The organism is Streptosporangium sp. NPDC048047 (genome assembly GCF_040653115.1).
Taxonomy (GTDB): domain Bacteria; phylum Actinomycetota; class Actinomycetes; order Streptosporangiales; family Streptosporangiaceae; genus Streptosporangium.
In genome coordinates, this window is record NZ_JBEZNH010000041.1 from 24,596 (window position 1) to 36,096 (window position 11,501).

Annotated in this window: 12 protein-coding genes; 9 read left to right on the plus strand and 3 right to left on the minus strand. The window is 71.9% G+C overall.

Annotation, left to right across the window (positions count from 1 at the left end; all coding sequences use genetic code 11):
* Positions 1-149 precede the first annotated feature (149 nt).
* The 6 genes from rpsM to truA all read left to right on the plus strand — a co-directional run bounded on the left by rpsM (position 150) and on the right by truA (position 4,362).
* The gene (gene rpsM / locus AB0D67_RS28170) at positions 150-530 is read left to right on the plus strand and encodes a 30S ribosomal protein S13 (RefSeq protein WP_362942251.1); all 381 of its coding nucleotides are present in this window, start codon (positions 150-152) and stop codon (positions 528-530) included.
* 45 nt (positions 531-575) lie between these two features.
* Positions 576-980, plus strand: a complete 405-nt coding sequence (gene rpsK, locus AB0D67_RS28175) for a 30S ribosomal protein S11 (protein WP_020542285.1) — start codon at positions 576-578, stop codon at positions 978-980.
* 20 nt (positions 981-1,000) lie between these two features.
* Positions 1,001-1,627, plus strand: a complete 627-nt coding sequence (gene rpsD, locus AB0D67_RS28180) for a 30S ribosomal protein S4 (RefSeq protein ID WP_362942254.1) — start codon at positions 1,001-1,003, stop codon at positions 1,625-1,627.
* 100 nt (positions 1,628-1,727) lie between these two features.
* Positions 1,728-2,744, plus strand: a complete 1,017-nt coding sequence (locus AB0D67_RS28185) for a DNA-directed RNA polymerase subunit alpha (RefSeq protein ID WP_362942257.1) — start codon at positions 1,728-1,730, stop codon at positions 2,742-2,744.
* Positions 2,745-2,831: 87 nt separating this feature from the next.
* Entirely contained in the window at positions 2,832-3,353 is a 522-nt protein-coding gene (gene rplQ, locus AB0D67_RS28190) for a 50S ribosomal protein L17 (protein ID WP_362942260.1), read from the plus strand.
* A 130-nt stretch (positions 3,354-3,483) separates the two neighbouring features.
* Positions 3,484-4,362: a tRNA pseudouridine(38-40) synthase TruA gene (truA, locus tag AB0D67_RS28195; protein ID WP_362942263.1), complete on the plus strand. Its 879-nt coding sequence runs from the start codon at positions 3,484-3,486 to the stop codon at positions 4,360-4,362.
* On the opposite strand, the gene AB0D67_RS28200 is transcribed toward truA, so the two are convergent.
* The 3 genes from AB0D67_RS28200 to AB0D67_RS28210 form a co-directional block, all read right to left on the minus strand.
* Positions 4,352-6,520, minus strand: a complete 2,169-nt coding sequence (locus AB0D67_RS28200; RefSeq protein WP_362942266.1) for a hypothetical protein — start codon at positions 6,518-6,520, stop codon at positions 4,352-4,354. The genes truA and AB0D67_RS28200 overlap by 11 nt on opposite strands.
* A gap of 106 nt (positions 6,521-6,626) precedes the next feature.
* Positions 6,627-7,805, minus strand: a complete 1,179-nt coding sequence (locus tag AB0D67_RS28205; protein WP_362942269.1) for a hypothetical protein — start codon at positions 7,803-7,805, stop codon at positions 6,627-6,629.
* 103 nt (positions 7,806-7,908) lie between these two features.
* A complete protein-coding gene (locus tag AB0D67_RS28210) occupies positions 7,909-8,610 on the minus strand; it encodes a CAP domain-containing protein (RefSeq protein ID WP_362942272.1) in 702 nt (233 codons plus the stop codon).
* Between the two features lie 410 nt (positions 8,611-9,020).
* Here AB0D67_RS28210 and rplM point away from each other — a divergent pair, with 410 nt between their 5' ends.
* The 3 genes from rplM to glmM all read left to right on the plus strand — a co-directional run bounded on the left by rplM (position 9,021) and on the right by glmM (position 11,414).
* Positions 9,021-9,464 (plus strand): 50S ribosomal protein L13, encoded by a 444-nt coding sequence (gene rplM / locus AB0D67_RS28215; RefSeq protein ID WP_362942275.1) that lies wholly within the window; start codon positions 9,021-9,023, stop codon positions 9,462-9,464.
* A gap of 71 nt (positions 9,465-9,535) precedes the next feature.
* Positions 9,536-10,057: a 30S ribosomal protein S9 gene (gene rpsI, locus AB0D67_RS28220; RefSeq protein ID WP_362942278.1), complete on the plus strand. Its 522-nt coding sequence runs from the start codon at positions 9,536-9,538 to the stop codon at positions 10,055-10,057.
* Position 10,058: 1 nt separating this feature from the next.
* The gene (gene glmM / locus AB0D67_RS28225) at positions 10,059-11,414 is read left to right on the plus strand and encodes a phosphoglucosamine mutase (RefSeq protein ID WP_362942281.1); all 1,356 of its coding nucleotides are present in this window, start codon (positions 10,059-10,061) and stop codon (positions 11,412-11,414) included.
* The last annotated feature ends 87 nt before the right edge of the window (positions 11,415-11,501 follow it).

An 11,501-nucleotide genomic window follows, 5' to 3' on the forward strand; every position in this document is an offset into this window, starting at 1 on the left:
GCAAGCGCGTCTCACGCCCGCGCAGGCGGCCCGCATCGGGCCGGACCACGCGGGAGACCCCCGGTCGGAGGCCGGGGCCCTCGCCCCTGGGCATGGGGAGGGGCAGTGCGGCGCAGGACCTCCGCCACAACGAAGGAGAATGCCCGACCATGGCTCGCCTGGTTGGCGTCGACCTCCCCCGCGACAAGCGGCTGGAGATCGCTCTCACCTACATTTACGGAATCGGCCGCACCCGCGCGCTGGAGGCCCTCGCGGCCACCGGCGTGAACGGCGACCTTCGCGTTCACCAGCTCACGGACGACGAGCTCGTCCCGCTGCGTGACTACATCGAGGCCAACTTCAAGATCGAAGGTGACCTCCGCCGCGAGGTCCAGGCCGACATCCGCCGCAAGATCGAGATTCAGTGCTACCAGGGCATCCGGCACCGCCGCGGCCTTCCCGTGCACGGTCAGCGCACGCAGACCAACGCGCGTACCCGCAAGGGCAAGAAGAAGACCGTCGCCGGCAAGAAGAAGCCCGGTAAGAAGTAGTCCGCGTAGCCGCAGGACCGAAGACCTCAGGAGTGAAGGCAAACTATGCCTCCTAAGAGCCGCCAGGGCGCGCCCAAGAAGGTGCGTCGCAAGGAAAAGAAGAACGTCGCTCATGGGCACGCCCACATCAAGAGCACGTTCAACAACACGATCGTTTCGATCACCGACCCGAACGGGAACGTGATCTCCTGGGCCAGCGCCGGCCACGTCGGGTTCAAGGGCTCTCGCAAGTCCACCCCGTTCGCCGCCCAGATGGCCGCCGAGAACGCCGCCCGCCGCGCCATGGAGCACGGCATGCGCAAGGTCGACGTCTTCGTCAAGGGCCCCGGCTCCGGCCGTGAGACCGCGATCCGCTCGCTGCAGGCGACCGGGCTCGAGGTCGGGTCCATCCAGGACGTCACCCCCGTGCCGCACAACGGCTGCCGTCCGCCCAAGCGCCGTCGCGTCTGACGCCCAGGAGAAGATAGAAAATGGCTCGTTACACGGGTGCGGACTGCAAGCTCTGCCGCAGGGAGAAGACCAAGCTCTTCCTCAAGGGCAAGAAGTGCGAGTCCGCGAAGTGCCCCATCGAGATCCGTCCTTACCCGCCGGGTGAGCACGGCCGCGGCCGTCCGAAGGAGTCTGAGTACCAGCTCCAGCTTCGTGAGAAGCAGAAGACCCGCCGCATCTACGGCATCCTCGAGAAGCAGTTCCGCAACTACTACGAGGAAGCCAACCGCAAGGGCGGCAAGACCGGCGAGAACCTCCTCCAGATCCTGGAGAGCCGTCTCGACAACGTGGTCTACCGCGCCGGTTTCGCCGAGTCCCGCGACGCCGCCCGTCAGCAGGTGCGCCACGGCCACTTCCTGGTGAACGGCAAGAAGGTCGACATCCCGTCGTACCGCGTGCGCGAGCACGACATCGTCGAGGTGCGGGAGCGTTCGCGCAACCTGCTGCCCTACGAGGTCGCCCGCGCCACCGCCGGTGACCGGACCTTCCCGGCCTGGCTGGGTGTGGCCCCCGAGGCCATGCGCGTCCTGGTCCACCAGCTCCCGGTCCGCCAGCAGATCGACACGCAGGTCCAGGAGCAGCTGATCGTCGAGCTCTACTCCAAGTAGCGCTCACACGGGTGCCGTACGGCTCAGCCGTACGGCACCTAAGCTGTTTGTAACGAGCGACGTCAAATAGCGGGCGTCGCCATGCAAGGGGAGAACCCACATGCTGATCGCTCAGCGTCCGACCCTCCTCGAGGAGTCCCTCGAGGAGACCCGCTCCAAGTTCGTCATCGAGCCGCTGGAGCCGGGCTTCGGTTACACCATCGGCAACTCGCTGCGCCGCACGCTGCTGTCGTCCATCCCGGGCGCGGCCGTGACGAGCATCCGCATCGAGGGCGTGCTGCACGAGTTCTCGACCGTTCCGGGGGTCAAGGAGGATGTCACCGACATCATCCTGAACCTCAAGGAGCTGGTCGTGTCCTCCGAGCACGACGAGCCGGTCGTGATGTACCTGCGCAAGCAGGGCCCCGGTGACGTCACCGCCGCCGACATCGCGCCCCCCGCGGGCGTCGAGGTGCACAACCCCGAGCTGCGCATCGCCACCCTGAACGGCAAGGCGAAGCTGGAGATGGAGCTGACCGTCGAGCGCGGTCGCGGCTACGTCTCCGCCGCGCAGAACAAGCAGCCGGGCCAGGAGATCGGCCGGATCCCGATCGACTCCATCTACTCCCCGGTGCTCAAGGTCACCTACAAGGTCGAGGCGACCCGTGTCGAGCAGCGCACCGACTTCGACCGTCTGATCCTGGACGTCGAGACCAAGCCGTGCATGAAGCCCCGCGACGCGGTGGCCTCGGCCGGCAAGACCCTCGTCGAGCTGTTCGGCCTCGCCCGCGAGCTGAACGTCGAGGCCGAGGGCATCGACATCGGCCCGTCGCCGACGGACGCGGCCCTGGCCGCCGACCTGGCGCTGCCGATCGAGGAGCTGAACCTCACGGTCCGCTCCTACAACTGCCTCAAGCGCGAGGGCATCCACACCGTGGGTGAGCTCGTGGCCCGCAGCGAGCAGGACCTCCTGGACATCCGCAACTTCGGTGCGAAGTCCATCGAGGAGGTCAAGCAGAAGCTGCACGAGATGACGCTCGCGCTCAAGGACTCCCCGCCCGGGTTCGACCCGACCGCGGTGGCCGGCGGCGGCTACGACGACGACGACAGCGCGTACGTCGAGACCGAGCAGTACTGAGTTTCATCAATCGGGGGCCACTGAGGCCCGCCGGCCCGACCCCGGTACCTCGTACGGCCGGGGCGGGTTAACTACAAGGAGATCGAAATGCCTCAGCCCGCCAAGGGTGCCCGTCTCGGTGGAAGCCCCGCTCACGAGCGGCTGATCCTGTCGAACCTGGCCACTCAGCTGTTCCAGCACGGCCGGATCACCACCACGGTCGCCAAGGCCAAGCGGCTTCGCCCGCTGGCCGAGCGGCTGATCACCAAGGCGAAGAAGGGCGACATCCACAACCGTCGCCAGGTGATGACCATCGTCCGCGACAAGGGCGTCGTCCACCACCTGTTCACGGAGATCGCCCCGACCTTCGCCGAGCGTCCCGGTGGCTACACCCGGATCACCAAGATCGGCAACCGTAAGGGCGACGCCGCCCCGATGGCCGTCATCGAGCTGGTGTCCGAGCCGCTGAACACGGTCCGCACCACCGCGGCCCCGGCGGCCCCGGCCCCCAAGGCCGAGGAGACCAAGGCCGAGGAGACCGAGGCCCCCAAGACCGAGGAGACCCCGGCCGAGGAGACCGCCGAGGCTCCGAAGGCCGAGGAGACCGAGGCCAAGAAGGACGAAGCCTGATCCGTCAGGCCCGCTGAACGGGCCCGGCATCCCTTTCCCGGGTGCCGGGCCCGTTCCGCGTTCATCAGGGGCTCAGGCGCTCAAGGACTCGGGCGCTCAGGGGCTCGAAGGCGCTCAAGGGAGGAACATCGTGGTACGGCTGCGCCTGGACCTCGCCTACGACGGCACCGACTTCTCCGGCTGGGCCAGGCAGCCGGGTCGGCGGACGGTCCAGGGGGAGATCGAGGAGGCGCTCGGGAAGGTCCTCAGGGTCCCCGATCCGCCGGCGCTGACCGTGGCCGGCCGGACCGACGCGGGGGTCCATGCCCGGGGCCAGGTGGCGCACGTGGACGTGGACGCCGCGATGCTGGGCGCACTGGACAGCCGGCACCGCCGGACCGAGCCCCTCCCCGGCCCCGAGACGGCGGAGGGCGTCGCCGTACGGCTTCCCGTGCTGCGCCGCAGGCTCGCCGGGATCCTCCCGCCGGACGTCAGGGTGCACGGCGTCACGGCGGCCCCGGAGGGCTTCGACGCGCGGTTCTCCGCGGTGTCCCGCCGCTACGCCTACCGGGTCTGCGACGCCGCCGGCGGGGTGGACCCGCTCCGCCGTCACGAGGTCGTCTGGTACGGCCGGCCCCTCGACCTCGGCAGACTGAACGAGGCGGCGCGAACCCTGCTCGGCGAGCACGACTTCGCCGCGTTCTGCAAGAAGCGCGAGGGAGCCACCACGATCCGCGAACTGCAGCGGCTCGACTGGGTGCGAGAGGGCGACCTCCTCGTGGCCACCGTGGTGGCCGACGCGTTCTGCCACTCGATGGTCCGCGCGCTCATCGGGGCGCTGCTGCCAGTCGGCGAGGGCCGCCTGCCGGTGGACTGGCCGGGCGGGGTGCTGACGCGGGCCGTGCGCGACTCCGGGGTGCGCGTCGCGCCGGCGCACGGCCTCTGCCTGGAGGAGGTGCGCTACCCCGAGCCCGGGGAGCTGGCCCGGCGGGCCAAGGAGACCCGCCGGGTGCGCACGCTCAGTCGGTGACGGACGCGCCGCCGGTCTGACCGGCCTGCCCCGCGACCGCGCGCTTCTCGACGGCCTTGGCGGTCGCGTCGCGGAAGGCTCCGCTGACCCTGCCGAGGACCTTCTCCTTGGCGGTCGGGGTGTGGCCGTCGCTGAAGGTGGCGTAGCTGAAGACGATGTAGCGGCCCCACACCATCCCTGACGCGTAGCCGCCCGCGATGCTCACGCGTTCGGCCCCGGATCCGGCGGCCCCGGACAGGCCGCGGAACCACAGGTTGGTGCCGAGGTTCTTCTCCTGGTCGGCCGCGATGGCCGACGCCCGGTCGGGCAGCACGGCGATCCCGGTGGTCACGGCGTACTTCCGCTTCTTGTCCACGTACGTCGCGCGCAGCACCTGCCGGCAGTCGCGGTTGCTCAGCGCGCTGGCGAACTTCCCGGCAGCCGCCTCCTGGCACTGCTTGGCGACGTCGGTCTTGACTCGGACGAAGGTGGCCGAGCCCACGGTGATCTTCTTGGTGAAGGCGTCCGTCACGGTCATCTTGCCGGGGTCGGTCTTCTCCGAGTTGATCACCTGGGCGTCGGTCAGCTGAGGCTCCTCCGCGGCCGCCGGGGGGTCCGTGGGACCGGTGTCCCCGGCGGTGGGGTCCGGTTGGGCCACGGCCGGCGGTTTCGGATCGTCGGAGGACCGCTGGACGAGGACGACGCCGGTGCCGACGCCGGCCGCCAGGACCACCGCCGCGGCCGCCAGGATCACGACCCGGTTCCGCCGGGCGGCGGAGGGCGCGGCCTGCGGGGCGGGCTGGACGGGAACCATCGCCGAGGGCGGGGTGAAGGGGCCGCGCTCCTGCGCGACCGCCTGCATCGGGACGGGCGGCTGGGCCGTCTGCGCCGCGGGGATGGGCGGGAAGAGCGGCGGCAGCTCGGGTATGCCACCCGGCGGGGCCGCCTCCCCGGCCGGCGCGGGACCGGGGGGTAGAGGGCCGGGGGGCAAGGGAGAGGCCTCAGATCTCTCGGAGGCCGCCGAGCCCTCGCGCGCCGGGTGCGGCGCGCCCGGTGGGGACTGCCCGGCGGGCGCCTGCGAGGCCGCCTCCGGCGTCGCGTCCGGTACGGCGGAAGCCGCGGGGACGGCACCGGGAGAGCCGGGGGCGGCACCGGGATGGCCGGGGGCGGCCGCTTCTGCGGCCGCCTGATCCTGGTCGGGCACGCGCGGGGGGACGGTCCCCCCTGCGGGCGCGTCCTGCCCGGGGCCCGTGGGCCCGGCGGGCCGTTCCGCGGCGGCCGCACCGCCGGACCCGGCCTCGGCGGCGGGGTCGCCCCCGGGGCCGTCCCCGCCGGGTGGCCGGACGGCGACGCCGCCCGGCCCGCCGGGACGGCCCGCGGCGTCGTCGTGCTCGGTCCAGACCGGCTCGCCGGTGGCGGCAGGCCACCGCGGGCCGTCATGGGCCCCGGGTTCGGTGGAGGGCCAGACCTGCATCCCGGCGGCGGCCGCGGTGAAGGCGGGCGGCGGCTGCCAGGGCGGGGCCCCCGGCACGATCGGAGCGGTGGTCAGCGGGACGGGTGACCCGCCGCCGGGGCCGCCGGGCTGCTCCGGAGCCGGCGGGGCCGCCCACGCCGGGCCGGACGGAGAGGGGGCGGATGTGCCCGCCGCTCCCGCCTGCGGGGCCCAGGGTGGTGAGGAGGGGTCCCGAGGAGCCTCCTGAGGGGGCTGCGGAGCCGCCGCCCACGGAGGAGCCCCGGAGCCGCCGCCCTGGGCGCTCTGGGCGTTCTGGGCGTTCTGAGGGCTCTGCGGGGTCGCGGGGCCCGCCCATGGCGGCCCGGAGCGCCCCGGCGGCGCGGGCGCCCCGGGCTGCGGGACGCCTGGCCGCGAGGCAGGGGGCTGCGGCGGCTGGAAGGACTGTGGAGGCTGGGAGGGCCGTGGGGCCTGCGCCTCGTCGTCGGGGTCGGCGTACCAGTCGTAGGGGGCGCCGTCGTCGGGGACCGTCCACGGCTGGGCCGCGCCCGGAGCCTGCTCCGGCCACGCCGAGGGGTCCCGGGACTGGTCGTAGGGCTGGTCGTCACCTGAGGGGGCGGTCCGCTGCACCGGCGGCGAAGGCTGGCCGAAACTCGGCGGAGGCGTCGTCGGTGCGGCCGAACGTTCGGCTTCGCGTTCGTGCTCGGACCCGGATTCCTGGCCACGCATACGGGGAAGCGTAGCGATAGCCGCAAGATCGTCAGGCGGGTATGGGCGTCCGGGGCCGTATCAGCCCGCCTGTCTCCCCGTCGGAGACAGGCGGGCGAGCCCTCCGTCAGGGGCGCTTGCCGGTCAGCGAGCGTGCCTCCAGCGCGGGCGTGACGGTCGCGTCGACGGCCCCGAAGGCCGCCTGGTTCAGCTTCTTGACCTCGGTCTTCTTCGGCAGATGCCCGTCTTTGTACTGGAACCAGACCAGCACGGCGTAGTGGCCGTGGGTCCATCCGCCGGCGAACGCCTCGCCGCTGCCGAGAGATTTGGTGACTTTGTCCTTACCGGGCAGCGCCTTGAGATATTCCTCCAGGGATTTGCCCCGCACCGTGGAGACGACCTTGGACGCCGAGGCCGAGGTCTTGAGATTGGCGACCCCGACGGTGCCGATGATCTTCCCCGAGGCGTCGCGGAAGCTGGCCCGCAGCAGCTGGTTGCATTTGCCGCCGGTCAGTGCCTTCTGCAGCTTGTCGCCCACCACGGCGTCCTTGCACTTGGTGTCGTTCCTGCGGACGGTCATCTCGAACCTCTGGCCGCCGTGCGCGACCTTCTTCCGCTTGAACAGCTCGTCGAGTGTGAGCCTGCCGGGGTCGGTGGTCCGCGAGGCGGCGAACCCGAACTTGCCGTCCGGCACGTCGGGCAGCTGCGCGCCCGAGGTCTTGGCCGGCGGGCTCGCGGTGGCGGACGGCGGGACGTCGTCGGAGCCGGCGAGGGCCGCCAGGCCGAACCCGGCGGCGACCAGCACGGCGAGCCCGGCCCCGATGAAGATGAACGGCCGGTAGGAGCGGGGGCCCTCGTCGTAGGGGCTCCACATCGCCTGGCGCGGCTGCTCGGGCGCTCCGGCCGGCTCCCCGGTGGTGCGGGGGGACCCCGCGCGCCGCCGGGAGGTCCGCTCGTACGGCGCGGCGCCGGACCCGGCGTCCTCCCTGGCGGGCGACTCCCCGGCGGACGGTGCGGCCTCGTGGCGTTCCGGGGGCGGCTGCGGCGCGCCGTACGGCCACCCGGACCCGCCGCGGGACCCGGAGTCGTCGTACGGCTGCCCGGACCCGCCGCGGGGCTCGGAGGCGTCGTACGGCTGTTCGGAGGGCCTGCCCGGTGAGGCGAACCAGCCGCCGTCACCGGTGGGCGTGACCCCGGGCCGGTCGTGCGGCGGGGACCCTGGCGGGTGCTCACCGCGCGAGGGCGGCGTCGGCGCGTCGGGCAGGACGTACGGCTGGCGGCGCGGCGGTTCACCGGGAAAACCCATGCGCCGAGACTAGGCCATGTGCTTCAGATCTTCCGCCCGCCAGCGGCCCGCCCGCGCGGATCGGCCCGGGGCCCGCCGGGGCCCCCGTCCCCGCGGCGCGGGTCTAGCTGTAGCCGAAATCCTGCGTCCACCAGGGGCCGTCCGGACCCTCGGCGAGCCCGACCCCGGTGGCGGCGAGCCTGCAGTCGAGGATGTTGCGCCGGTGGCCGGGGTTGGCCATCCAGTTGCGGACCGTCTCGGCGGCGGTGAAGTAGCCGCGGCCGATGTTCTCGGCGCCGCCGTCGTGGTAGCGGGCCGCCTCCATCCGCTTCCAGGGCGAGGCGCCGTCGGGGGAGTTGTGGGAGAAGAGCCCGCTGGCCGCCATCTCGGCGGAGTGGACCCGGGCGGACCTGACCAGCCGCGCGTCGATCCGCAGCGGCGCGCAGCCGGCCCGCCTGCGCTGGGCGTTGGTCAGCCGGACGACGTCGCGCTCCATCGCGCTCAGGGACGTCATGACCCGGGTCGTGCCCGTGTCGTCGCCGTTGAGGTAGCGGGGGGCGTCCTCGGTGGGGTCGGTGAGGGGGTGGCGCGGGCCCCTGCTGGCACGCGCGGTGGGCCGTGACGAGGACGTCACGGGGGCGGTGGGACGCACGACCCGGGCGAGCGGGCCCCGGCCGTCGGGCCGCCGGCCGGCGGCCGAGGGGGAGGGGCGCGCCGGGTCGGCGTTGTTCAGGTACACCTGGCCGGTGGTCGTCGTCTCGCGGCTGTTCCTGCCGAGCAGGAACCCCAGCAGCAGAACGAGGGTCAGGCATGCGAACAGCCCCATGCGGCGAAGGCTGGACCGATGGGTGCGCCGGGCGTGAGGGGACTGCCACATACCGCTGTCAAAGATAGAGATGTTTCGTAAGAGGAAGAAGAGAATGCCCGGAACGTAGCGGAACCGTTCTGGTGAGCCGGGTGCGGCGATCCCGGAGCAGTCGCCGGGCATGGGTACACTGGTCGCAGGCACCGGCGTGTGGCCGGGTCTCTTTGACCCGTGCCCTCCATCACCGGTACCCTCTTAGTTTGTTGTGTGCGAATTGGTCTCCTTCGTCAAGACCGATGCGCGGCGCGTCCGGCGTCATCTCCTGAAGGCTGGGAGACGGAAGGTCCGGGCTGTCGTGTGCCCGCACCTACCGACCAAGCCGCTGTCGTTTCCGACAGTCCCGAAGACGCGAGCAAAGAAGGCATACGACCGTGCGCACGTACACACCCAAGCCTGCTGAAGTCGAGCGTCAGTGGCACATCATCGATGCCACCGACATCGTGCTCGGCCGGCTGGCAAGCCACGTCGCGATCCTGCTTCGCGGTAAGCACAAGCCGACCTTCGCCAACCACGTCGACACCGGTGACTTCGTGATCGTCATCAACGCCGACAAGGTCGCCCTGACCGGCAACAAGCTGGAGCAGAAGAAGGCTTACCGCCACTCGGGCTACCCCGGCGGTCTGCGTTCCATGACCTACGGCGAGCTCATGGACAAGCGTCCTGACCGCGCCGTCGAGAAGGCCGTGCGGGGCATGCTCCCCAAGAACGCCCTCGGCCGAAAGATGATCAAGAAGCTCAAGGTCTACGCCGGCTCCGAGCACCCGCACCAGGCTCAGAGGCCGGTGCCGTTCGAGCTGAACCAGATCGCCCAGTAGTCGCCCAGCTGCTTATCGCCAGCAGCGCCGGTCCGACGGCCGGCGCCAAGTAGGAAAGTAAGAGGAGAACCGTGGCTGAGCCCACCGGTGTCGAGACGCCCGTCGAGGGTGAGCAGGAAACGTTTCTGTCGGAGGAGTTCCCCTCCGAGTACACCACCGAGTCCGTTGCCGGCGGCGAGGCCGCCGTCCGCAAGCCCATCACGACGGGCAACTCCTACGGCACCGGCCGCCGCAAGGAGGCCGTCGCCCGCGTCCGCATCGTGCCGGGCACCGGCAAGTGGACGATCAACGGCCGTCCGCTGGACGTCTACTTCCCGAACAAGGTCCACCAGCAGATCGTCAACGAGCCCTTCGTGACGCTCGGCGCCGAGGACCAGTTCGACGTCATCGCCCGCATCGACGGCGGCGGCGTGACCGGCCAGGCCGGCGCCCTGCGCATGGGCCTCTCCCGTGCGCTGGCCACGCTGGACGTCGAGGTCAACCGCCCGCCGCTGAAGAAGGCCGGCTTCCTGACCCGTGACGCCCGCGCCACCGAGCGCAAGAAGTACGGCCTCAAGAAGGCCCGCAAGGCTCCGCAGTACAGCAAGCGTTAAGTTGGGGCGCCTCTTCGGCACCGACGGGGTCCGTGGGGTCGCGGGAAGCGACCTCACGGCCGAGCTGGCCATGGAGCTGTCCGTGGCCGCGGCTCATGTCCTCGGCGACGCCGGAGCGTTCAACGCCGGTACGGGGCGGCACGACCGCCCCGTCGCGGTCGTGGGCCGGGACCCGCGGGCTTCAGGAGAGTTCCTGGAGGCCGCCGTGGTCGCCGGCCTCGCGTCTTCCGGCGTGGACGTCCTCCGGCTCGGCGTGCTGCCCACCCCGGCGGTCGCTTACCTCACCACGGCTCTCGGAGCCGACACGGGCGTGATGATCACCGCCTCCCACAACCCCGCCCCCGACAACGGGATCAAGTTCCTCACCCGCACCGGTCACAAGCTGCCCGACGCGGTGGAGAACGAGATCGAGCGGCGCCTCGGCGAGAAGTGGGACCGCCCGGCCGGCGCCGCGGTCGGCCGCGTGCGCGAGGCGTACGGCGAGGCCGACCGTTACGTGTCCCATCTGCTGTCCACCATGACGGGCCGCCTGGACGGCCTGCGGGTGGTCGTCGACTGCGCCAACGGCGCGGCCCACGTGGTCGCCCCCGAGGTGCTGCGCAGGGCCGGCGCGACGGTCGAGACCATCGGCGCGAGCCCGGACGGCCTCAACATCAACGCCGGGGTCGGCTCCACCCATCTGGAGCGGCTCCAGGAGGCCGTGGTCTCCGGCGGGGCCGACGTCGGCATCGCCTACGACGGTGACGCCGACCGCTGCCTGGCGGTGGCGCACACCGGCGAGGTGGTCGACGGCGACCAGATCATGGCGGTGCTCGCCCTGGCGCTGCGCGCCGAGGGCAGGCTGGCGGCCGACACCGTGGTCGCCACGGTCATGTCCAACCTGGGCTTCAAGATCGCCATGCGGAACGCCGGCATCGAGGTGGTCGAGACCGCCGTGGGCGACCGCTACGTGCTGGAGGCCATGAAGGCGGGCGGCTACAACCTCGGCGGCGAGCAGTCGGGTCATGTCCTGATGCTCGACCACGCCACCACCGGCGACGGCGTGCTGACCTCCCTCCAGCTGCTGCAGACGGTCGCCCGCGAGGGCAGGCCGCTGGCCGGGCTCGCCTCGGTGATGACCCGGATGCCGCAGGTCCTGATCAACGTCAGGGACGTCGACCGGGCCAAGGCCTCGGTTCCGGAGCTGTCGGCGGCGGTCGCCGTGGCGGAGTCGGAGCTCGGGGAGACCGGCCGGGTGCTGATCCGGCCGAGCGGCACCGAGCCGATGATCCGCGTCATGGTCGAGGCCGCCTCGGCGGAGCAGGCCGAGCTGATGGCGGACCGCCTGGCCCAGGTCGTCCGCACGGCCTGCGTCTGATCACCGGACCGCCGGAGCGTCCGAACGAAGGGGGGCGTGGCCCGCGTGCGACACGCGGGCCACGCCCCCCTTCGTCACGAGCAGGGG